This is a genomic window from Streptomyces sp. NPDC127129 (genome assembly GCF_042671585.1).
In the GTDB taxonomy this organism is placed as follows: domain Bacteria; phylum Actinomycetota; class Actinomycetes; order Streptomycetales; family Streptomycetaceae; genus Streptomyces.
Window position 1 is genome coordinate 456,601 of the sequence record NZ_JBHXTV010000004.1, and the last position, 20,411, is coordinate 477,011.

Annotated in this window: 23 protein-coding genes and 3 pseudogenes; 16 read left to right on the forward strand and 10 right to left on the reverse strand. The window is 68.2% G+C overall.

Going from position 1 to position 20,411, the window contains the following annotated elements:
* Window positions 1-357, forward strand: a pseudogene (locus tag ACFVGW_RS10650) (hypothetical protein); the annotation flags it as partial.
* A 91-nt stretch (window positions 358-448) separates the two neighbouring features.
* Entirely contained in the window at window positions 449-1,159 is a 711-nt protein-coding gene (locus ACFVGW_RS10655; RefSeq protein WP_385851667.1) for a class F sortase, read from the forward strand.
* A 205-nt stretch (window positions 1,160-1,364) separates the two neighbouring features.
* Here ACFVGW_RS10655 and ACFVGW_RS10660 read toward each other — a convergent pair whose 3' ends face one another.
* Window positions 1,365-2,213: a DUF4394 domain-containing protein gene (locus ACFVGW_RS10660; protein WP_385851668.1), complete on the reverse strand. Its 849-nt coding sequence runs from the start codon at window positions 2,211-2,213 to the stop codon at window positions 1,365-1,367.
* A gap of 870 nt (window positions 2,214-3,083) precedes the next feature.
* Between ACFVGW_RS10660 and ACFVGW_RS10665 the strand changes: the two genes are divergently transcribed.
* The 6 genes and pseudogenes from ACFVGW_RS10665 to ACFVGW_RS10690 form a co-directional block, all read left to right on the forward strand.
* Window positions 3,084-3,551 carry a hypothetical protein gene (locus ACFVGW_RS10665; RefSeq protein WP_385851669.1) on the forward strand — a complete coding sequence of 156 codons (468 nt, stop codon included), beginning with the start codon at window positions 3,084-3,086 and terminating at the stop codon, window positions 3,549-3,551.
* A 378-nt stretch (window positions 3,552-3,929) separates the two neighbouring features.
* Entirely contained in the window at window positions 3,930-4,907 is a 978-nt protein-coding gene (locus ACFVGW_RS10670) for an aldo/keto reductase (RefSeq protein ID WP_385851670.1), read from the forward strand.
* Between the two features lie 44 nt (window positions 4,908-4,951).
* Entirely contained in the window at window positions 4,952-5,980 is a 1,029-nt protein-coding gene (locus ACFVGW_RS10675) for a zinc-binding dehydrogenase (protein WP_385851671.1), read from the forward strand.
* A 38-nt stretch (window positions 5,981-6,018) separates the two neighbouring features.
* Window positions 6,019-6,870, forward strand: a complete 852-nt coding sequence (locus ACFVGW_RS10680) for an aldo/keto reductase (RefSeq protein ID WP_385851672.1) — start codon at window positions 6,019-6,021, stop codon at window positions 6,868-6,870.
* 94 nt (window positions 6,871-6,964) lie between these two features.
* Complete coding sequence (locus ACFVGW_RS10685) at window positions 6,965-7,342, forward strand: hypothetical protein (RefSeq protein ID WP_385851673.1); 378 nt, start codon at window positions 6,965-6,967, stop codon at window positions 7,340-7,342.
* An 18-nt stretch (window positions 7,343-7,360) separates the two neighbouring features.
* Window positions 7,361-7,666: pseudogene (locus ACFVGW_RS10690) on the forward strand (flavodoxin); the annotation flags it as partial.
* 219 nt (window positions 7,667-7,885) lie between these two features.
* On the opposite strand, the pseudogene ACFVGW_RS10695 reads toward ACFVGW_RS10690, so the two are convergent.
* Window positions 7,886-8,131, reverse strand: a pseudogene (locus tag ACFVGW_RS10695) (Ku protein); the annotation flags it as partial.
* Window positions 8,132-8,282: 151 nt separating this feature from the next.
* A complete protein-coding gene (locus ACFVGW_RS10700) occupies window positions 8,283-8,723 on the reverse strand; it encodes a DUF5959 family protein (RefSeq protein ID WP_385851674.1) in 441 nt (146 codons plus the stop codon).
* A 477-nt stretch (window positions 8,724-9,200) separates the two neighbouring features.
* On the opposite strand from ACFVGW_RS10700, the gene ACFVGW_RS10705 reads away from it, so the two are divergent.
* Complete coding sequence (locus tag ACFVGW_RS10705) at window positions 9,201-9,884, forward strand: hypothetical protein (protein WP_385851675.1); 684 nt, start codon at window positions 9,201-9,203, stop codon at window positions 9,882-9,884.
* 240 nt (window positions 9,885-10,124) lie between these two features.
* Here ACFVGW_RS10705 and ACFVGW_RS10710 read toward each other — a convergent pair whose 3' ends face one another.
* A complete protein-coding gene (locus ACFVGW_RS10710; RefSeq protein ID WP_385851676.1) occupies window positions 10,125-10,649 on the reverse strand; it encodes a hypothetical protein in 525 nt (174 codons plus the stop codon).
* A gap of 1,687 nt (window positions 10,650-12,336) precedes the next feature.
* On the opposite strand from ACFVGW_RS10710, the gene ACFVGW_RS10715 reads away from it, so the two are divergent.
* The 5 genes from ACFVGW_RS10715 to ACFVGW_RS10735 all read left to right on the forward strand — a co-directional run bounded on the left by ACFVGW_RS10715 (window position 12,337) and on the right by ACFVGW_RS10735 (window position 15,126).
* Window positions 12,337-12,483: a hypothetical protein gene (locus tag ACFVGW_RS10715; protein WP_385851677.1), complete on the forward strand. Its 147-nt coding sequence runs from the start codon at window positions 12,337-12,339 to the stop codon at window positions 12,481-12,483.
* A gap of 109 nt (window positions 12,484-12,592) precedes the next feature.
* Window positions 12,593-13,258, forward strand: a complete 666-nt coding sequence (locus ACFVGW_RS10720; RefSeq protein ID WP_385851678.1) for a hypothetical protein — start codon at window positions 12,593-12,595, stop codon at window positions 13,256-13,258.
* Window positions 13,255-13,872: a hypothetical protein gene (locus tag ACFVGW_RS10725; protein ID WP_385851679.1), complete on the forward strand. Its 618-nt coding sequence runs from the start codon at window positions 13,255-13,257 to the stop codon at window positions 13,870-13,872. Before ACFVGW_RS10720 ends, ACFVGW_RS10725 begins: the two co-directional genes overlap by 4 nt.
* A 95-nt stretch (window positions 13,873-13,967) precedes the next feature.
* A complete protein-coding gene (locus ACFVGW_RS10730; protein WP_385851680.1) occupies window positions 13,968-14,483 on the forward strand; it encodes an NUDIX hydrolase in 516 nt (171 codons plus the stop codon).
* 367 nt (window positions 14,484-14,850) lie between these two features.
* Entirely contained in the window at window positions 14,851-15,126 is a 276-nt protein-coding gene (locus tag ACFVGW_RS10735) for a hypothetical protein (RefSeq protein ID WP_385851681.1), read from the forward strand.
* 160 nt (window positions 15,127-15,286) lie between these two features.
* On the opposite strand, the gene ACFVGW_RS10740 is transcribed toward ACFVGW_RS10735, so the two are convergent.
* Both ACFVGW_RS10740 and ACFVGW_RS10745 read right to left on the reverse strand, forming a co-directional pair.
* Entirely contained in the window at window positions 15,287-15,487 is a 201-nt protein-coding gene (locus ACFVGW_RS10740; protein ID WP_385851682.1) for a hypothetical protein, read from the reverse strand.
* A complete protein-coding gene (locus ACFVGW_RS10745; protein WP_385851683.1) occupies window positions 15,484-15,990 on the reverse strand; it encodes a hypothetical protein in 507 nt (168 codons plus the stop codon). Before ACFVGW_RS10745 ends, ACFVGW_RS10740 begins: the two co-directional genes overlap by 4 nt.
* A gap of 270 nt (window positions 15,991-16,260) precedes the next feature.
* Here ACFVGW_RS10745 and ACFVGW_RS10750 point away from each other — a divergent pair, with 270 nt between their 5' ends.
* Window positions 16,261-16,458, forward strand: coding sequence for a hypothetical protein (locus ACFVGW_RS10750; protein WP_385851684.1), 198 nt, complete (start codon window positions 16,261-16,263; stop codon window positions 16,456-16,458).
* 550 nt (window positions 16,459-17,008) lie between these two features.
* Here the strand turns inward: ACFVGW_RS10750 and ACFVGW_RS10755 are convergent.
* The 3 genes from ACFVGW_RS10755 to ACFVGW_RS10765 form a co-directional block, all read right to left on the reverse strand.
* A complete protein-coding gene (locus ACFVGW_RS10755; protein ID WP_385851685.1) occupies window positions 17,009-17,410 on the reverse strand; it encodes a DUF5958 family protein in 402 nt (133 codons plus the stop codon).
* Window positions 17,411-17,412: 2 nt separating this feature from the next.
* Window positions 17,413-18,039 (reverse strand): DUF6000 family protein, encoded by a 627-nt coding sequence (locus ACFVGW_RS10760; RefSeq protein WP_385851686.1) that lies wholly within the window; start codon window positions 18,037-18,039, stop codon window positions 17,413-17,415.
* A gap of 223 nt (window positions 18,040-18,262) precedes the next feature.
* The gene (locus ACFVGW_RS10765) at window positions 18,263-18,478 is read right to left on the reverse strand and encodes a hypothetical protein (protein WP_385851687.1); all 216 of its coding nucleotides are present in this window, start codon (window positions 18,476-18,478) and stop codon (window positions 18,263-18,265) included.
* A 652-nt stretch (window positions 18,479-19,130) separates the two neighbouring features.
* Between ACFVGW_RS10765 and ACFVGW_RS10770 the strand changes: the two genes are divergently transcribed.
* On the forward strand, window positions 19,131-19,610 hold the full coding sequence (locus tag ACFVGW_RS10770) for an HIT family protein (protein ID WP_385851688.1): 480 nt from the start codon (window positions 19,131-19,133) through the stop codon (window positions 19,608-19,610).
* Window positions 19,611-19,702: 92 nt separating this feature from the next.
* Here the strand turns inward: ACFVGW_RS10770 and ACFVGW_RS10775 are convergent, their stop codons facing one another.
* Window positions 19,703-20,386 (reverse strand): restriction endonuclease, encoded by a 684-nt coding sequence (locus ACFVGW_RS10775; RefSeq protein ID WP_385851726.1) that lies wholly within the window; start codon window positions 20,384-20,386, stop codon window positions 19,703-19,705.
* Between the last annotated feature and the right edge of the window lie 25 nt (window positions 20,387-20,411).

The following is a 20,411-nucleotide window of genomic DNA, read 5'->3' on the forward strand; positions in this document are numbered from 1 at the left end:
AAGAAGGATCATGACAAGCCGAAGGGTGGGATGCACACCGGCTCGGGTGCGCTGTCGCTGGTCGGCGAGGACCACTGGTCGAAGGACAAGAAGGATCACGACAAGCCGAAGGGTGGCATGCACACCGGCTCCGGTGCTCTCTCCCTCGTCAACGCCGACGACTGGTCCAAGGACAAGGAGAAGGACAAGGGCAAGGAGAGCGGCTACACCCATGAGAAGCCGAAGGGCGGCATGCACACCGGAGGCGGCGGTCTCGCGAGCTCCGGCACGAACGTGACCGGTGCTGTGGTACTCGCCGGCGGAATCGCGGCGTTCGCCTTCTACCGCCGCAGGAAGGCAGCCGGCACCGCTGCGTAGCCGTCCCAGATGCGGGAGCACCTGCCTCAGGTGCTCCCGTGTCCCGCCTTGCCCCCGTTGACCAGCCGCCCCGACCGTCGAAAGGCCCCCGGTGCCGTACCGACCAAACCCCTCCCTGGGCATTGTCCGCTCTGGGCGCATCCGCCGTTGGTCAATCGCCGCCGCAGTATGGACGTTGCTTCTGCTCGGGCTCTACCTCGTCGTCGGCCCTGGCCTGCCAGGCCTGGACACGGCCCCAGTGTCCGAACCCGCGGGGGCTACAGCGGCGAAGCATGCTCCGGCGGCCGCGCCTTCTGCGGCACATCAGGACCGCCCGCCGGCCAAGCCGCTGAATCCGACGATGCCGCGGTCGGCCCCCACACGCCTGACGATCCCGAAGATCGGGGTCGACGCCCCGTTCACCGGACTTGAGATTGGCCCGTCCGGCGCACTGGATCCTCCACCCGCAAACGAGACGAACCTGGTCGGTTGGCAGACTTCCGGGATCACGCCGGGCGAGCAGGGCACCGCGCTCATCGCGGGACATCTCGACACCGCGACCTCCCCGGCCGTGTTCGCCAGGCTCGCCGAACTCGAAGCCGGCGACCGCTTCGCAGTCAGGCGCGCCGACGGCACCACCGCCGCCTTCGTCGTTGATTCGGTGGAGAGCTTCCGTAAGGACGAGTTCCCAGACCAGCGTGTCTATGCCGACACATCCTCCGCTCTCGTGCGCCTGATCACCTGTGCCGGCGCCTACGACCGCATCGCCAGGGACTACACCGAGAACCTCGTAGTCTTCGCCCGCCTCGACCCGGAAGCCTGATGCAACACAGGCCCACATGCAACACACACGACCGGCAGGGTGCTGCTTGGGGCACCGAGTGGGCCGGATGCCAACGTACACGCCGTGCCGGCCAGGGCCCTCACTGAAAAGGTCGCGGAAGCCGTCCCGCGGGCGACGCATGTGGCCGGGCAAGTCACGCGATGTGCACGGCGCGACTCACCCGGATCGGTGCGATGGCCGTGGTCTAGGTCTGGTTCAGGGGCAGGGCGATGTCGAAGACCTGCCGGGTCGCGGGGAAGGCCCCGGCGTCGCGCGCTGCTCCTGTGAGCGGGTTGACCTCGTAGAAGCGGTGGGACCCGCCAGTGGCTGCGGCGAGGGCCGCGAAGCCGCAGTTGGTGCCTTCCCTGGGCGAGAAGTAGATGTCGAATCCAGCGCTGGGGCCGGCGTTGACGCCCAGGTTTCCGGTGGGCGCGAGAGTACCGGAGTTGGCGGGGGACTGAAGGACGACGCGGTCGCCTGTGGTGTCGATGTCGAACAGGCTGGTGGCCGTGGCCGCGTCGAGGTCGTTGTTGGTGTAGGCGGCGCCTGTCACGCCGAGCGTGGGTGTGGTGGCGGGCGGTGTGGTGAGTGTGCCGTCGGCGAGGGTTCCGCCGGTGGCGACGTTCACGTTGTGGCGCAGGTTCTGGCCGGTGTCGCTGATGATCCGGAGACGGTCGGCGGCCGGGTTGAAGTCCACGCCGAAGTCGGTGCCCTGGAGGGCGATGCTCAGCTGCGAGACCTTCGTTGCCGCGGCGCTGCTGGTGTTCAGGGTGTAGACGCCGCCGGCGTTGCCGACACCGTAGAGCCGGCCGTTCTGCACTCGGTAGTCAATGCCGACCAGCCGGGTGTCGCCGACGAGGCCGGAGACCGTACCGCTGGAGGAAACCCTGTCGGGAGTGTTGGTGCGGAATTGCACCAGACGCTGGTCTTGGGTCAGGCCCGTCACCTTCAGGCCCTTGCGGCCATCGTCGTGAGGTTCGTTGTCGGCGGCCATTGCCGGAACGGCGGCGGACAGGGCGGCGGCGAGCGCCACCGCGAGAACTGCCTTGCGCATGTAGATCTCCACTGAGTCGAGCCCGCACATCCGGGCATCACCCGTACGACGAAACCCGCAGCGAACCAGTCGAGCATGTTGAACGCGGCCGAACGGCCGTCACTAGCGCTGTGGCGCGAGGTGCCGGCACACCCGGCCTGACCGCGCGTCGAGCAGCAGTAGTGCACGCGGACACCGGCGGATGTCGGCCAGGCATGGCCCAAGCGGCATCCGTACGGGCCGAAACAATCCACACACCCGGCCGCGGAGCGGTGGGCGACTCGGCGCGGGACGGACGGAGACGCTGCCCGCCGTCGTCAAGACCACTGGTCCATGGCTGAATCAAGGGGTCTCTGCTGCCGGGCGCGGAGCAGAGGCCGGTACACGGTCCGGTCCCTGGATGGTGGGGGCGGTGTATGCGTCGCCCCATTCACCGCCTGTGCCCGCCGAGATCCGCTGTTCAGGTCCACAGGCGGCTGGTGACGCCGTCGGGGCCTCCTTGGGTCTTTAGCCCGCTCAATGCTCAAGCAGTTGCACGCCGAACAACTGCCACAGTTCCGGCCCCGTCCTCCCCGGCCGCCGACGAGATCCTCTCCCGCAACGAACCCAAGATCGCGCTGGGATCTGGAGCAGGTGCTCCGAGTGCGGTGGGACCGGCGGTGCGCCGGGAGGCGTTCCAGGAGCCGGGTCGGGCGGTTTTGGTCGGGGTCGATTTGCCACATCTGACCTGGCGTCACTGCCCCATTGCCATGCGTGTCGGCTTCCGCGACGCAGGCCAACGCGCCAGGCCCTGGGCAGGAACGAGAAGGTGGCCGTCGCGAAGTTCGCCCTCCGCGGCCGCGAGCGACTCGCCTCCTGCGTCCCTAGGGCGACGCGCTGCTGCTCCACGCCATGCGTTGGGACGACGAGGTGCGAGACCCCGGCGAGCTCGCACCGGACACCGTGGAACTGACCGACAAGGAACTCGCGGAGGCCATGGCCCTCATGGAGGCCCTGTCCGTGGACCGCCTCGACGAGCTGGAGCTCATCGACCAGTACCGGGACGCCCTGGTCGAGGTGATCGAGGCGAAGGCCGAGCACCGCGCACCGGCGGCCCCCGAAGGCGCGGAAGGTGCGCCGGCCGGCCAGGTCATGGACCTCAAGGCCGCGCTGGAGGAGTCGGTGGCCAAGGCCAAGGCGTCCCGCGGCGAGACTGGTGACGGCGGGCACGCCACGGTGCACAGGATGCCCAAGCCGAAGAAGAAGACCGCGGTCAAGAAGACCGCGGTCAAGAAGACCGCGGTCAAGAAGACCGCCGCGAAGAAGACGACCGCCAGGAAGACGACGGCGAAGAAGGCCGCGCGGAAGCGGGCTTCCTAGGCCGGATGGTCCGGCGTGCGGTCTGTGGTGAGGAGCAGTCGCCGCCGGATTCGAACCTGGGTAACGCATCCGGGCGAACCGGCGTACGTCGTCGGTCTGGGTGCGGCGGGCGCGCAGGAAGTGGCCCAGCTCGGCGCCCTCGCTGTTCGCGCTCTGGGATGCCGGCTCCAGTCTGACCCGCTCGGCGCGTGGCGTGCAGATGGGAGGGGGGCCCTGCCGTTACCCCCGAAGAGCCCGCCCTGCCACGCCGGAGCAATGCGGGCGACGGTTGATGAGGAAGACGTCGGTCTCTTCGCTCCGCCCGACTTCGGCGGGCACGGTCTGCCGGGCCGGGAAAGAGTGAGGGACCAGGCGACACCATGATCGAAAGAGGGCGAGATGCGGTACATCAAGCTGCGTGACCTGGAGGTTTCCCGGATCGGGCTGGGTGCGATGGGCATGTCCCACGGCTACACCGGCTCCGGCACCGATGACGCGGAGTCGATCCGGACCGTGCTCCGAGCCCTTGAGCTGGGCGTCACGCTGATCGACACTGCCGAGATCTACGGCCCCTACACCGACGAGGAGCTGCTCGGCCGGGCGCTGAAGGGCCGCCGGGAGAAGGTGGTGCTGGCCACCAAGTTCGGCCTGGTCTCGCACGGCGGCGACGGTGCGTGGAACCTGGACTCCGGCCCGGCCAACATCCGCTCCGCGGTCGAGGGCTCCCTGAACCGGCTGGGTACCGACTACATCGACTTGTACTACCAGCACCGTGTCGATCCGAACACGCCGATCGAGGAGACCGCCGGCGCCGTGAAGGAGCTGATCGACCAGGGCAAGGTCCGCGCCTTCGGCCTCTCCGAGGCGGGCCCGGACACGATCCGCCGGGCCCATGCCGTCCAGCCGGTCACCGCGGTCCAGTCCGAGTACTCCTTGTTCACCCGGGGTATCGAGGACCGGGTCCTGCCGGTCCTGCGGGAGCTGAACATCGGCCTGGTGCCGTTCTCCCCCCTGGGCCGCGGCTTTCTGACCGGCACCGTGCGCTCCACCGAGCAGTTCGACGAGAACGACTTCCGTCGCGACAACCCGCGCTTCACGGGCGAGAACTTCCAGCACAACTTGGCGCTGGCCGACGAGGTCAAGGCCCTGGCTGACGAGGCCGGTGCCATGCCCGGTCAGGTGGCGCTGGCCTGGCTGCTCGCCCAGGGCGACGACATCGCCCCGATCCCCGGCACCAAGCGCGTCAGCCGGGTCGAGGAGAACACCGCCGCCGACACGGTCACGCTCACCGCCGAGCAGCTCGACCGGCTCTCCAGCCTGCCGCCCGCGGCCGGCGACACCCACACCGAGGCCCAGGCCCGGATGCTCGAACGCTGACACCCAGCCCCCGGCACGACCCCCGTTTGGAGCAGTAACCCCTGATGCGTGCAGCAGTGATGTACGGAGCCGGTGACGTCCGCGTCGAGGAACGGCCCGACCCCAAGATCGTCCAGCCCGCCGACGCCGTGGTCCGCGTCGTCGCCTCATGCGTGTGCGGCAGCGACCTGTGGCCCTACGCCTTGATGCCTGCCACCGGCGACGGCCGCCCCATGGGGCACGAGTTCCTCGGCGTCGTCGAGGAGACCGGTTCGGACGTGACCGGCCTGAAGACCGGTGACCTGGTCGTCGCCCCGTTCACCTACAGCGACAACACCTGCGACTACTGCACCAAGGGCCTGCACATCTCCTGCCGCAACGGCGGCCGGTACGGCTTCGACGGTGTCGATGGCGGCCAGGGCGAGGCCGTCCGCGTCCCGCACGCGGACGGCACCCTGGTGAAGCTGCCGGTGGCCGCCGACTCCGCGCTGCTGCCGTCGCTGCTCGCGCTGTCCGACGTGATGGCCACCGGCCACCACGGCGCCGTCACGGCCGGCGTCGGCCGCGGTGATGCGGTGCTGGTGGTCGGGGACGGCGCGGTCGGCCTGTGCGCGGTGATCGCCGCCAAGCGGCTGGGGGCCGACCGGATCGTGCTCGCCGGCCGCCACGAGGCCCGCACCGGCCTGGGCCGTGAGTTCGGCGCCACCGACGTGGTCGCCGAGCGCGGCGAGGAGGGCATCGCCCGGATCCGCGAGCTGACCGGCGGCGTGGACAAGGTCATCGAGGCCGTCGGCACCCGCCAGGCACTCGACACCGCGCTCGGGGCGGTCCTGGACGGCGGCACCATCAGCCGACTGGGCGTCCCCCAGTACGAGCAGGGACCGACCGGCCCGGCCGAGTTCATGCGCAACATCACCCTGACCGGCGGCGCCAGCCCCGCCCGCGCCTACATCGAGCAGCTGCTGCCCGACGTACTGGACGGCGCCATCACCCCCGGCCGTGTCTTCGACCAGGAATACATCCTCGACCGGGCGCCGGACGCCTACCGGGCCATGGCCGACCGCCAGGTCCTCAAGGCCCTCCTCCGCCCCTGACCACCCGCCCCCGCCCACCAGTGAAGGACATCCCGCTCATGCAGACCGTCACCCTCAACAACGGCACCCGGATGCCGCTCCTTGGCTTCGGCGTCTACCAGATCCCCGCCGAGGACACCGAGCGCGCCGTCTCCGAGGCCCTGTCCGCCGGCTACCGTCTGTTGGACACTGCCGCCGCCTACGGCAACGAAGAAGCCGTCGGCCGCGCCATCAAGTCCAGCGGCATCGCGAGCGAGGACCTGTTCGTCACCACAAAGCTGTGGGTCCAGGACGCCCCCGCCCAGGACAACACCCGCCGCGCGTTCGAGACGTCCCTGACCAAGCTGGGCCTGGACCACCTTGACCTGTACCTGATGCACCAGCCCTTCGGTGACGTCTATGGCCAGTGGCGAGCCATGGAGGCGCTCCACCGGGAGGGCCTTACGAAGGCGATCGGCGTCGCCAACTTCTACCCCGACCGGCTGATCGACCTGATCGTCAACAACGAGATCACCCCGCAGGTCAACCAGATCGAGACCCATCCCTTCTTCCAGCGCGCTGACTACCAGGACCTCATGCGCGAGCACGGCGTGCAGATCCAGTCCTGGGGCGGCTTCGCCGAAGGCAAGAACGACCTGTTCACCAACCCGCTGCTCGCCGAGATCGGCAAGGCGTACGACAAGTCCGTCGCCCAGGTCGTCCTGCGCTGGCTCACCCAGCGCGGCGTCATTGCCATCCCCAAGTCCGTACGCGCCGAGCGCATGGCCGAGAACATCGACGTCTTCGACTTCGAGCTCACCGACGAGCAGATGGCCCAGATCGCCACCCTCGACACCGGCAGCTCCCTGTTCTTCGACCACCACGACCCCAAGATGGTCACCTGGCTCGCCGGGCGCCGACTGGACAACTGAAGGCAAGACACCCCTTGTCGGCCGCGAGCGCCCCGGACGCCGGGGGCCTCCGCCCGGCCTAACTCTCTTCACGGCGCACCGGGAGCCGTCCACCATGATCACGCCACAGCACCACACCGCCCTGCCGAGCCGACGCACCGTTCTGCGCGGCACGGTGCTGACAGCAGCCGCCGCTTTGAGCGCGCCCCACCTGGCCAGCTGCTCACCGTCCTCACCGCCACCCGCCTCCCCCACCCCCTCCCAGCCCGCCACGACGACCAGAAGCAACGTGAAGCAAGTCCTGCTGGCCTACTTCTCTCGCCCGGGCGAGAACTACTACTACGGCGGGCGTACCGACCTGAAGGTCGGCAACACCGAGGTGCTCGCCGAAAAGATCGCCGGCCGCATCGCCTGCGACACCTACCGAATCCAGGCCGTCGTCCCCTACCCGCGCGAGTACGACGCGACCGTGAAGCGCAACGTCCGCGAGTAGGAAGCCGACGCCCGCCCGGCTATCGAAGGCCGCCTGCCCTCCCTCGACGGCTACGACACCATCCTCCTGGCCAGCCCCATCTGGAACGTCCGAGCACCCATGATCATGACGACGTTCGCCGAAGCCCTCGACTTCCGTGGCAAGACCGTCCACCCCGTCACGACCTACGCCATGAGCGGCCTGGGCACCACCGAACGCGACTACGCCGCTTCCTGCCGCGGCGCGACCGTCGCCGAGGGTCTCGCAGTACGCGGCGAAGAGGTCAAGGACGCCGACACCGAAGTCGAGGCATGGATGCGACGTATCGGGATGCCCGCCCGGTAACCGCTCCTGCCGGGCACGTCACGGACCGGCTGGATCTCACTGGAAGCCGCAGGGTGGCATCAGTCCGGCACCGAACGGCTTCCCACGTCGCCACAGCTTCCGGACTTCAGGTTCCGCCGAACGCTCTGAACTCGTTCATCGAACCTACGAAAAGCGGGGGCCTATGCACGAGTTGCCTCATGAAGGGCTTCGAGAATCCGCAAACCTGCGCACTTCACGGTCGACGAACGCGACGATCTCGATGGACTTGGCCGTGGGCAGCGGCATCTCCGCCAGGTCGGTGTCCGTGATGGGGATGATCTGGTCTTTAGTGATCTCGTGGCCCTTGCTGATCTCGTCCTGGGTGAGTTCCTTGCCGTCGATCTCGCACACCTTGCGGTAGCGGATCCGGCCGCCGTCCTCCAGGTGGACCTGGTTGAAGCTGATGCTGTGCGGCCCGGTCGCCGGCTCCAGCTTCACGGGGATGGGCGTGTTGACTGAATCGACTTGCGCGAACTCTCAGGTCAGAGATCGGACGCTGCTGGGCAAAGGAGCCACGTAAGCGTCCCGCTGCGCCGGTCACGGTCGGCCTGGGGTCGCTGAGAGGTTGCGGTACTCCGCTGCTGTACCGAGGTAGCTATCGCAGCGCGGTCGGGTGCACGCACTCCCAAGCCTTGCGGACTGCGTGGAGCAGGTCACGCTGTTCGTCGATCCAACCGCGGTTCACTTCCAGGCTGATGGCCACCCGTGTTGTCTGCTGGTCTGCGACCGTGACAGTGATTTGGTCCTGGTCGTCTTCCCTCTCGACGAGCTGGATGCCAATCTCGGCTACTCGGGCGTGCTCGCGCCACACCGCGTCTCGGCCGGCCTCGACCTCGTCCAGCACATGCTCCCAGGGTGCGAGGTCGTACGGCTCGACGTAGGTGTGAGTCAGTCCGGCCACGAAGTCGTTTTGCACCATCAGCTCGCCGCTGGTGTCCGGAATGCCGGCCGCTCCGGATTCATCGAGTTCAATGGCCACGCTGCCGCCGTACTTGCCAGTGATCCGCAGCAGGGTGAACCGCTCACGATCTTCCATGTCCCGCCCCAGGGTGTTTGCTACCTAGCCATTTGGCGTGCAGCGTACTGGTGCTGAGGTCGGTGACGGCGTGAGGTAGCTGAAGCTGGCTTGGGCCGGAGCTGCCAGGAGCGACAGATCATGGCCCTTCGCCAGCTCAGGGATTCGGGCAGGTTGTGAGCCTGCCCGCTGAAGCTTGGGTTGGGGCCCATCTCCTTAGTTCAGAGGAGTGACGAGACCGAAGCTGACGGCTCCGGACCACATCGATCGGCCGGCGGGCATGCGTACCTTCAGGTCCCCTTGGCGGTCGGGCCCCCAGGCTAGGTACGGCGCCGCTGTGATCGCATGCCCCGGACGCCGTGCGCGCGGCCTCCGTCCCCTCGAGGACCTGTCCGGCCGGTCATGTGACCCCTCAGTTCCCGTCCCCGGGATCAGGTCGGGCAGACCCGGCAAGAAGCTTGTGCCGCACCGTCTGTGCGATATGTTGAACGCGTTCAATTGAACGCGTTCAAGGGGGGCGTCGTGAAGGATAGCCATGGAGTGTCCGCCCGGCAGCAGGCTTGGGCTGTGGCGGGGGTTGTTGCGGCTGGGGTTGCGTCGGTCTTGGGGCTGCTGCTCTCTGTGTTCTTGGCTGGGCTCTTCGTTGTCAGCGCGGCGGCGGCCTGCGTGCCGCTGTTGGTGCGAGAGCGGCCGAAGGTATTTGCCCGGGCCTGTCTCGTCATTGGGACGGGCCTGCTGGCCTGGGCGCTGATCGGTGCCGTCATCGGCATGTTCCTGTTTATTCCAGCTGCGCTGTTGCTGCTGGTTGCGGCCTTTGTGGACGCCGACAACCGACCAGGTGCATGGTGCGTGGTGACCGTGCCCCTCGCAGGCGCGTTCGCCTTCGCGTTGATCGTCCTCCCGTCGGACCCGGAGAACGAACCGCCCCCGTACTTCAACGCGACCCTGGACACCACCAGCCGGTTCTACGACCGGGAGTTCAATGAGCGCAAGGAACGGCTGCGCGATTTCGGAGCCACTCGGATCCAGGTGGGCGAGAGGGCCGGGCTGCTCAAGCTTCACGTGGGCATGCCCGAAAGCTTCCCAGAGGGCCAGAGCCAGGACAGGCTCAGGGAGCAGATCGAGGGGCTCCCAGGCGTCGTCGAGGTCCGCCTCTGCACGTTCCACACCTGCGATTGGTGAGCCACGAGCCGCGGCCTGGTCGCGCGAGGTGTCCCATTTCGCCGAAGACCGGCGGCTCGGCATCGAAACCGCCGGCCACCTCGAAGCAGTCACGTGATCGACCGGACAGGCCCTACGAGTTCCTGGGCTGATGCGGTGTTTTTCCCGCGCGGGGTTTTGGGTCCTGGCGCGGGTGGTTGGCCTGGTGAGATCGCTGGGCGGATGCCTGTCCCTGGATCGGCCGCGGAGCAGGTTCGTCGGTTACCACAAGGAGGGGCGGTAGGGATCGTCGTCGGGGTCGTAGCCTGAGGGCTCGGGGCGGGGCTTGGCCGTTTCTGGTGCGCTGCCCTTGATGGTGAATGTGAATTGGTAGGGCGGCAAGGGAGCCCTGATGTACTCGCGGCCGATGGTCCAGTTGGTGGTCGCGTCTTCTTCCAGGCGCGCGATGTATTCGCCGTCGTCAAGTTCGGTGTAGCCGAAGAACCCCACGCCGTCGTCCAGCTTGATTCGGCCTGGGGGGCCGAAGGATATGAATCTGCGGGGCTTCCCCGGCGTGATGATCTCGCATCCCGTAGCCCTCCCGGCTTGGCTTTGGAAGATGCGGGGCGCTTCGATCCGGCGTACGCCGTCCGCCTGGTGGTAGGTCAGCCGCTCCAGCCTCAGCCGGAGCACTTTTCGCCCCCAGTCCGTTGTGGCGATCCGCACGCCCATCCGCGTCCGCGATATGCGCTGCCCGTCCTCCGAGAGCCGCTCCGCCCAGTCGGTCCAGTCCATGTCCTCTGTCACGGCAGTCTCTCCCTTTGCACCGGACAAGTATTCAGCACATCACGGCCACAATAGAGCGCCTTCATCCGCGCAGGGTGTGAGAGCCAAGGCGGCGATCGCGCCGCAGGTGGTGACCATCGGTCTGGCGGGCCCAGTTCCCTGGCGTGTCATGGAAGTTGGAAGCGGTGGGCGGTCGTTCGAGGAACCTGCGGGCCCGGGACTGGTGGTTGTCCGGCCACGTGGTGTGAGTGGGTGGTGGGGTGGCGGTGGGTGGGCGTCAGCGGGCTCGTGATGCGGATGTTCTGGTAGTGGGTGGGGGACGGGGGTGTGGGTGACCGAGCCGCTGTTGTGGGGCGGTTGGCAGGTCTGGTTGCTGGCTGTCATGGGTTTCGCTGTTCCTGTGTGAGGGGTGGGCTGGGTCGGGCGGGTTGGGTTGTGTGACGGTTCACGGGACGGCGGGTGGGGGAGTGCGTGCCCTGGTCGAGTGGGGTGACCACGCGCTTGCGGCGGCGTTGGGCCGGCCTGCCCAAGATCATCACCGTTCTTGCCGGAGCCGTCATCGCTGCCGGATTCGCTGGCATCGCTACGGCGGCCGCGCCCGCAGATCCCGCGACGGCCGACGGCCACCTGGCGCTCTCCGTCGCCCGCACCGTCCGGGACCAGGACGAAGTCGCCCGCATCCTCGACTGCCCCGGCGATAGGACGGCCGCCCACCCTCACCAGGCCCAGGCCTGCGCGGCCTCAAGGCCGCCGCCGGCCGCGTCAACCGGCTGTTCGACCGGATTGCGGGCGACCTCGCCAATTGGCCGGCCGCCCGCCCTGCCTCACACCTAATCGTCGCTATTGCTCCAGGGCCGCGGCGCACCCGATTCCCAGTGCTTCCCCGAGTGGCCGCGCGGCAGTGAGCAGAAGGAGCCGCCCTGCGGGAGCATGGTCCAGCTGTCCGGCCCAGGGTGCCGACAGGGAGGGAGCCGCTCTCCGTCCGGTCCCGTCGACATGGTGGCGAGTAGGTCGGCTGCGGTTTCCCTGGTGGCGTCGGGGTACTGGCTGTGCTCCCTGATGAAGTTGGCGATCTGAGTGAGGCGGCAGGGCCATGCCTCCATGCCCCCTCGCCAGTAGCTGTTGCAGGGGCATTGAAGCTCCCCCTCCGGAGGCTTGGGGCACGCTGTGGCAAGTTCCGCTATCGCTGCAAGTCTCAACTGGGCGTCCATATATACATCCTCTTCCTGAAACGTGCTTCGAGACGAAGCGTCAGTAGAGTACGGCGGGCGTCCCTCCGCCGTGGTCCGCATGGTCTGGCTGACGCCCGTCACCCCGGCGGCCACTCCGCCTCGAAGCTCTCGTCGCGGTGGGCGAAGATCCCGTAGCCGACCTCGACGGCCAGCGGGTGGCCGGCCGGACGCTCCGCGCGGGTTTCCATGGAGCCCGAAGGCGCGGACGTCGCCGGTCTTGGGCACCCGCTTTTGGATTAGGTGGGCGCTACGAGCCAGCCGTCCCTGCCTTCTTCTCTCCAGCCAGGGACACAAGACGTGGACCGGCGTGAGGCGTAGGGTGCCTCGGTACGGAACGCAGCAGGATCCTCGCGTCCAGGCTGTCGCCGTGGGGCACAGTTTCGTGCAGGGACACGGCCGTACCGGATGGCGGGCCGGTGTTCCGCCGCTCCAGAGCAGCCTGGCAAGGACAAGCCCGAAAGGGGCTGAGTCTGGACGTGCTTCGACAGGACCGGATCCTCGACGAAGCCCGCACAAGAGCCGATCCACTGCATCTCGTGCGCCTGTTCGGGATCGGTGACAGCGCCGCCATACGCTACGTCACCGCCGCCCACCCCGAACGCACCAGCAAGCTGCCCGGGTAGGCGTCGACGACATTTGCCAGTGAGTGCCGTCGGCGCCGCCTACCCGGAGCGCACCGCGAAACTGCCCAGGCAGCGGGCCCTCTCCGAGCCCGATGCCAGCTGAAAGGCCGTGGCGGTGGAGCAGTGGGTCCGGCATCATCCCCATGTGATTGTGATGCAACCCGTTCTGGAGATCTCCGCCGCCGACGACTTCGCGCTTTGGCCGGTTGGCGAGCACGAATCGTATGGCTACCTTGTGCTGAACGGGGAGTTGACTTCGGCGGAGGTCGGCACAGCGGTTATGCAGATTGCCGACTGCAACGACTTTGAGCCGGAGGAGGAGCACGGGCCGTGCCCGACCGGCCCGCTCGGCACATTCCTGCACGGGCTGCTCACGATGCGGGGGCTCTTCGCCGCCGGAGGGTTCCGGGTGACCGAGAATGCCACCGATACCGTCTTCGTCGAGCCGGGCTGCTGCAATGGCCTGGAGACCTGGCGGGACTGGCTGGAGGTGCTCGACGGCACCGGCTGCTCCTACTTCGGCCACGATCCGTCGTCGGTGGCCGAACGCGTTGGCGACATTGTCAGGCTGACGTTCGACGCTTACGGGACGGACGGCAGCCCGGTGATTGAGTTGTCGGTAGACCAGGCACGCAGGCTCGTCGCGGGCGCCCAGCAGGATTTGCAGGGCTTCCTCAGCCTCGCTGGAACCTGGGCCGAACAACACCTGCCGACACACGCCGCCGCCGTCACGGCCGCGTTGGCCCGGGCACTGGACCTAGAGGTCACAGAGTGACCAGCTTCCTGACCCACCGGGCGCGCGTGCACGACGCCCGGCTCCCCCTCCACCGGCGGCACAGCGCGCTGCGCACGTGCCTCACCGAGTTTGCTCCTTACGGCCTGCGGGCGACATACCACCACCTCACGCTCAGCGCCGCGATCCCCCGGCGGCTGGAAGGGGACCCGGACGCGCTGGTGCGGGCGGTGGAGGAACTGCATGAGGCGCGGGTGCTGTGGCTCGCGCGGGCGGAGGAGTACGCCGCGCAACGCCGGGCGGAGAAGCGGGCGGCGCGGCGGGCTGTAGTGAACCCGCGACCGTGGTGGCTGCGGAGCTGGTGGGAGGGCCCGAACCGCGCCTGGTACGAAGACCCGTTTCGCCATCCGTCGCTGCGGCTGCCTGAGTACGTCCGGCGACAGAACGCGATTCTGGACGGCGCCGAGCCCCCCGGCTGCCCAGCCTGCGGGGACGAGAGACCGCTGGAGCCGAACTCGACCGGGCACGGCTCGGTCGAGCTTTGTCGTGGGTGCGCGTGGGCGCCGGCGTCATGTCCGTGCGGGCAGCGTCACCGGCTCGTGCCGGACATCCCGTACGGCTGGAACGAGATCTGGCGGCGGGCGCACATGCGATGACGGCATGCCGAACCCACGTTGGCCTGCGGGCTAGCCCTGCGCTGCCTTGCCAGGGGATCCCACAGCACCTCGCCAAGCAAAGGAGAAACCCCTCAGTGACTTCTGCCGAGCCGTTCACCCGTATCAAGATCCGCGTCGCCGCAGCCCTGTTCAACGGCGAAGAGATCGCCCTCATCCACCGCATCAAGGACGGTCAGGACCAGTACACCCTGCCGGGTGGCAACGTCGAACCCGGCGAGCCTATCCATCAGGCCCTCGCGCGTGAACTCGACGAAGAACTGGGCCTGGACCTCACAGATGCGGGCAGTGTTCCGCATCTGACCTGGATCCAGGACGCCATGGTTGCCCGCCCCGGTTCCACGCCGCCTCGCAAACTCCATCTTGTCTTTCGCGTCCACATCGACAACTCCACCCGCGCTCGGTTGCGCACCGTCGAGCATGACGACACTGCTGGCGCCGGCCACCTCGCCTGGAGCCACTACAAGGACACGGCCGACAAGGCACTGTTCCCGCCAGTTCCGCTCGTCGAGCTGGCTACTCCCACCGCACCCCTTGACGCGGCCCTGGCCCTCCTGCCGACCCTCGACGACACCAACTTCCGCTGGATCTGACCCGCCGTGGAGCACGAAGGAGTCCCGACGATGTCTTTCTGAAACCATCAGTAGGCCGGAACCCGCGCGTGGGACCACCACAAGCCATCGACTGGCGCGCAGGTTCCGGCTTACCAACGTTCAGGATTCTGGGAACCCGCGCGCTTCCCACGGGACGAACGCGGCGATCTCGATGGCCTTCGCGGTGGGGAGCGGCATGCCAGGACCCCCTGGCGGGTCGGACGCCAGGCTATGCAGACCTTCACCGTGATTGCACGCGACGAGGTGAGGGATGCCTGGATCGGTGGACCGCTTCCTAGGCGTTCAATGCCTGACTGTCGATGGTCCGCCCTACGCTGCCCTTTTGGACCCGCATGGGAGGGGAACCTTGGGACGGATCGCGTCGGCCACGTTACTAGCTGCGCTCCTGCTGACCGGGTGCAGCAGCGCGCCGGCCGTGGATGAGCAGAGCTATCGGAAGGGATACGACGCGTTCGGAGGGGCGTACCTGCCGCCGAGCGACGAAGAGCGCGAGACCGTGGAAGCCCGGTGCGATGTGCTGCTTCGAAGCACCGACCTTTCCGACCCGGACTTTGATCTGGTCCGGCAGGACTGGATTACAGGCTGTGCCGACGCGGTGGAGGGCAAGGAGTCACGAGTCTAGGAATGTGAGTGGCCGTCGCTGAGCGCGGTTGCGCAGGTCCGACCGCAGCCGCGCTACACGCCACCGATGACCTCGACCGGCGCGGACGGGTCGCCAACCGTGCGTCGCACGCGAGCCCGAAAGCCCTCGCGCAGCTCCTCATAGGCCCATAGGAATCGTTTCACAGGCAGGTGCGCCCACTGAGTCCGCCGTACACACGGGCGAGCGGAGCGGGGCGCAGCTTCGCCCCCAGTCGGCGGCGAGGCCAAGGATGAGCGCGCGACTTGGCGGGGGCGGGCCGCTTCCATGGCCACAGGCCCGGCTTGTCGATGTCGAGCCAGGTGATGTGCTTGCTGAACCCGTCGTGCTCGCCGTCGATCACGCACTCGACTCTGGGTCTGATCCGTAACGCGGTTCGCTAGGGCGTTGTGCGCGAAAGCGGCGCACGCGCTTCACCGTCACCGCCGCCGGGATACCGGCCAGGAGGAAGGACAACCCCACCGAGAGCACCCCCGCCCACACCGTTGGCGAGACGTACGCGGTGCCGGATACACCGTCCACCAGCCACGCGCGGACCGGTTGCGAATCGATGTCGCCCTCGACGGGGACGTCTAACGACGAGCCGCCGTCGTCAGGGGTGAAGGCGCCCGAGCAGGACGTCGACGTTCCCGCATTGGCCACAGTGTTGTCGTACGTCCGGCAGTCGGCTTCGGTCACGCTGCCGGGCTCGCCCCACAGCGCCGCCCGCAGCTCTGCGGTGAAGTTCGTCAGTACGACGTAGGCCAGAAGCAGCCCGACCAGACAGGCCAGCGCCAGCCACGGGGCGGGGCCGACCTGCTCCGGCCTGCTCCGTTGCCCGTCCAGAACGTTCTCACCCTCGCTCATCCCCACCCTCGGATCTCCGACGGACGTCCATGGTGACCGATCCGAGGTGCCCTCGGAAGCCCTCCATGACGTGCTGGCGGGCTCGCACGATCGTCGAGGCGACCGACACCAGCCAGTCGATGTCGTCGGCCGCGTCCCTTCTGCGCCGGACCGCCCGCGGCATCCACGAGAACGTCGGTGTCGAGACGATCCGGCAACTCGGCGAGGTCCCGCGCCGGACGCAGCGGCTCGGACATGATCCGCCGGACAGTCCTGGGTGCGAAGCCGGCCTTGACCGACGTGCAGTGGATCCTCGGCCACGCCCACCTGACCACCACCCAGATCTACGTCCCCGCAGGCCGCGACGAGATCGTCGAGGCCGTACGCGCGCACCACGTCCGGCGGGAGCGGCTGGCACGCCTCCCGGCGATGCCCGCAGCCGGATACCGGACTCAGGTTCTTGACGATCTGTTCGGAGGATCTTGGTGAAGGCCCGCATTCGGCACCTGGCCGGCACGTCGCCGGCCGGCCCCGGCGAGCGCCCGCTTGTTCCCCGGGCCGCAGGCGGTCCACTGGAACAAGCACGCGCCCGGTTCCCTGCCCGCGAGGCCGGGACGCAGTGGCCCATGACGTGCAGACCCGTCGACGAGGTTCTCGCTGCTGTACAAGGACCGCCGTTCGATAGGGCTGACAGGACCACCCGCTGGTACCGGGTCGCGGGGGCTCGCGCCCATCCTGATGTGGCTGTCCGGATTTCCCGGAACGAGCTAGCAGGAACGGTGGGAGGCATCCCCTGCGGCGGCCTGCCCTCGTCGGTGGGGCGAGGAGGGCCACATCTGGGTCGCGTCGGCCACCGGCGTGACGCGGCGGGGCACCGTGCAGAGCGGGCTGCTGGCCTTGGCCAGTGCGGACGTGGTGCGTCTGTCTCTGCAGTGGCTCGTCGGCCACCGCAGCAGTCTGCGGGTCGTCGAGGCAGCTCGTGACCCGGTCGGCTTTGCCCAGTTGAAGGCGCACGTCGACCCGGACCGGTGGGCGACGGTCACCTGTCGGCCATGGGTAGGTTGTGCCACCAGTGACCGCATCCGCCGCAGCAGAAGCGTTCGCGGCGCCGTTCGTCCGCGACCGCGAGTACCGCGACCAGCAGCCGGAACGCCTTGCGGCGCTCATCGGCAGGGGTGAGGCCGACGATTTTCCCCAGTTGCTGGTCGATCGGGCCGCGGGTGATCAGAACCGCAGGTGTGTGCGTCGGGCGCAGCCCGGCACGGCGGATGCTCTCAGGGCCGTCTTCGGTGACGGCGCGGGCCTGGACGCAGTGATGGCGCAGGAACACGAGTATCTCGGCCTGCTCCTTCGGGCCGTGGGTGTCGAACCACTCGATGCCCTGTGCCATCGGGCGCAGGCCTTGGGCGAGTTCGTTGAGGATGATGTCTCGCTCGGTCATGATCAGCTACCGGAATCCAGCGAGGCGAAGACCTCAGCGGTCTCGTCGACGAACGCGCAAAGTTGCTGCACAGCCTGCTGGCCCTTTTGCGGGTCGAGGGCCGCCACGGCCCGGACATCGAGCCATCGACCCCAGGGGCCGCCCGGGGCGAGGAACCGTGCTGCGTAGCCGGATCCGAGCATCTCATCGAGGTACAGGAGCGTCCCAAGGACGACTGCCTGGTCGTAGTCGAGGTCGGGACGCGACAAGTAGTGATCGAGGTATGCACTGAGGAGTTCGGCGTCCGCTGCAGTACCGAACCTCGCAAGGGCGACGCAGTATGCCGTGCCCGCGTACGGCCCCTCGCTGGCCAGTAGGAGCTGGCCTATGAGCTCGCGGAACTCGGACCTGTGGGCCACAGCGACCATCCAGGCGGCGGTCTTGCGCTCGCGCCATCCACCCTCGAAGAGGACGCCGAGCTCCGCCGGAGTGACTTCGTACGAAGCCTGAGCCAGATCCCGAACAAACGCGGAGCGCTCGACCGGGCTCAACCGGAAAACGCTCCCGCCCAAACGAAGGTATCGCCGATCAGGCGTGACGAACCGCCGAACCAGATCCTGCAACTCGGGATCGCTCCTGATGTCACGCATAGCCGCATCCTGGCCCGAGACGGTACGCATGTGCCACAGGTTTGCCGACTGCTTCAACGGACCTTGATTACTGGTTCAGAGAAGTGACCAGGCCGAACGACACGGCTCCGGACCACATGGTTCGACCGGGCATCGCTTCCTCCAGGCCCCCTGGCGGTGTGACCACAGGCTATGCAGACCCTGGCGGTGATCGCACGTGCCCGCGTACGGCCGCTCCGCCAGCCTACCCGCCCTCGATGACCTCGACCGGCGCCGCGGTGTCGCCGACCGTGCGCCTCACGCGGACACGGAAGCCCTCTCGCACGCCTTCCTCGGCCCAGAGCTGCCGGTGGACGGGCAGGTGCGCCCACTGGAGCCCGCCGGGCAGTTCCCGGGTGGCGCACAGGGTGACCGTCCCGGGGGCGACATCAGTCGACGTGTGCTTGTGCCGCCTGGGCATGCCTTCCTCCTTCAGCGGACCGCGCGGGCCGGGGCCACTCCCCAGGCTTCACCGGCACGATCTCCACATCGGTAACGCCGTCGGGGCCGTCGAAGAAGCTCCTGTACGCCTGGACCGAGCCCGCGCTGTGCTAGCGGCGTGGATTCGGCTGGTCCGGGATGCATCCGGACCGGCCGAGGCCGGCGAGGCAGCACAGAGCCCCCACCTCCTGCACGTCGGCGGAGGTGGGGGCTTGTCCTGCTCCTTCTCTGAGCGCCCGACTCGGCGTGAAGTGAGTCGGTGGCGGGCTGGGGAGGCCTGGTGTCTGCTTGACTATCTCTGTGACCGAACCGGTGGCCGGTGCTGATCGCACCCGACCCTGCCCCGGCACTGATCTACGCGGGCCGGGATCGTCAGCGGCGTCCTGGTGGTTACTGCGGTGTGCCGGGGTACGGCGAAGGCCGCCGTCTCGGGGACGGCGGCCTGCCGCGGCTTCCACACGCCAATATGGAGGCCGGAAATCCCTGCTCAAGTCGGTTGGAGCCGCCTTGATGGGGATCTTTGAAAACGTCCGGGGCCCCGCCGCTCCTCGCTCCACTTGCTTGGTCGTTGAACTGTGTGGGGGATGGGGATCGAAGAGCGGTCTTTGATCACCAGAATGTAGGTTTTGGCCATGACTGGTGACTGGCGGAGGGACCGGATCGGGACTGCGCTGAGGGGCGAGAACCCGACCGTGCTGCGACGGCTGACGTCGGGGTTCGCGGTGATCGGGGACGTTCAGTTCCTGCCGGGCTACTCGGTCCTGCTCGTGGACGAACCGGATGTGCAGCGGCTGTCGGACCTGCCGAGGGCGAAACGGCTGTCATTCCTGTCTGACATGGACCAGCTCGGCGAAGCGGTCGAGCGTGCCTGTCGGCGGCTGGATCCGGCTTTCCGCCGGGTGAACCTGGAGATCCTGGGGAACACGGACCCGTTCCTGCATGCGCATGTCTGGCCTCGGTTCGAGTGGGAGCCGGCCGATGTGGTGGGTGCTCCGGTGTGGCTCTATCCGCGTGAACGGTGGAGCGACGAGCAGTTCAGGCTTGGTCCGCAGCACGACCTGCTGCGGGATGCGATCGGCAGTGAACTGGACCAACTGCGATCGATGACCTGACTGTCGCGGGCCCGCCGACCGTCAGTTCGGCGGGCGCGGCTACGGCGCCTTATGACCCGGGCCCGAGGCACCATGCCGTCTTCGGGTGATGTCTAGGACAGGGGTGTGGGCCGGCGAGGGGGTGGTACCGCCCGCAGGAGCTCCCACAGAGGTCTGGAGCCGCTGGCCCATTCGGCAAGCACCGCGCGGTTGACCAGGTGCAGCCGCTGGTCGCGGGCGAACTCGACCGCCGGCTTGGTGAACCTGCCATTGGTGACCAGGACGACAACGTCGCCCCCGTGGACGGGGCGGCCGGTGCCGTTGAGGACCTGCAGGTCCGGCGTACCGATCGCGGCCACGGCCAATCCGCCACGGCGGTGCTTGCACTGGATGACCCACCGCCGCCCGAACGGGTCGGTCGCTTTCACATCCGCGCCGCTGTCCCCGGCACCGCCGACCTGCACGGCGTCAGCGCATCCGTCGCGGTGCATCAGGTCCCGCACCGCGTGCTCGAACTGCCGATGATGCAGCGCATCCAGCTGCGTCACCGCGTACGGCAGCCCCTGCGACCGCACCCGCTCCCACTGCGCTGCCCGCTGCCGTTTGACCACCCAGGCGGCCACCGCACCGCTCGCGCACAGCACCAGGACGACCGGAATCCACGGGTGAGCGGCGAGGAACCTGACCAGCCCCGTCAAGAGCAGCCACACCAGCAGCACACCGCCCCCGATGAGAACGAGCTGCTCACCACACTTGACGACCGTGCTCGTCTCTTGCCTGCAGCATGGCCCGATCATCCCCCACAGCTCTGACACCCGTCGA

Coding starts and splice junctions, on each gene's coding strand:
- ACFVGW_RS10660 (WP_385851668.1), bottom strand. CDS start 2,213: ATGCGCAAGGCAGTTCTCGCGGTGGCGCTCGCCGCCGCCCTGTCCGCC.
- ACFVGW_RS10665 (WP_385851669.1), top strand. CDS start 3,084: ATGCGTTGGGACGACGAGGTGCGAGACCCCGGCGAGCTCGCACCGGAC.
- ACFVGW_RS10670 (WP_385851670.1), top strand. CDS start 3,930: ATGCGGTACATCAAGCTGCGTGACCTGGAGGTTTCCCGGATCGGGCTG.
- ACFVGW_RS10675 (WP_385851671.1), top strand. CDS start 4,952: ATGCGTGCAGCAGTGATGTACGGAGCCGGTGACGTCCGCGTCGAGGAA.
- ACFVGW_RS10680 (WP_385851672.1), top strand. CDS start 6,019: ATGCAGACCGTCACCCTCAACAACGGCACCCGGATGCCGCTCCTTGGC.
- ACFVGW_RS10685 (WP_385851673.1), top strand. CDS start 6,965: ATGATCACGCCACAGCACCACACCGCCCTGCCGAGCCGACGCACCGTT.
- ACFVGW_RS10700 (WP_385851674.1), bottom strand. CDS start 8,723: ATGGAAGATCGTGAGCGGTTCACCCTGCTGCGGATCACTGGCAAGTAC.
- ACFVGW_RS10745 (WP_385851683.1), bottom strand. CDS start 15,990: ATGAGCGAGGGTGAGAACGTTCTGGACGGGCAACGGAGCAGGCCGGAG.
- ACFVGW_RS10755 (WP_385851685.1), bottom strand. CDS start 17,410: ATGACCGAGCGAGACATCATCCTCAACGAACTCGCCCAAGGCCTGCGC.
- ACFVGW_RS10760 (WP_385851686.1), bottom strand. CDS start 18,039: ATGCGTGACATCAGGAGCGATCCCGAGTTGCAGGATCTGGTTCGGCGG.
- ACFVGW_RS10765 (WP_385851687.1), bottom strand. CDS start 18,478: ATGCCCAGGCGGCACAAGCACACGTCGACTGATGTCGCCCCCGGGACG.
- ACFVGW_RS10770 (WP_385851688.1), top strand. CDS start 19,131: ATGACTGGTGACTGGCGGAGGGACCGGATCGGGACTGCGCTGAGGGGC.
- ACFVGW_RS10775 (WP_385851726.1), bottom strand. CDS start 20,386: ATGATCGGGCCATGCTGCAGGCAAGAGACGAGCACGGTCGTCAAGTGT.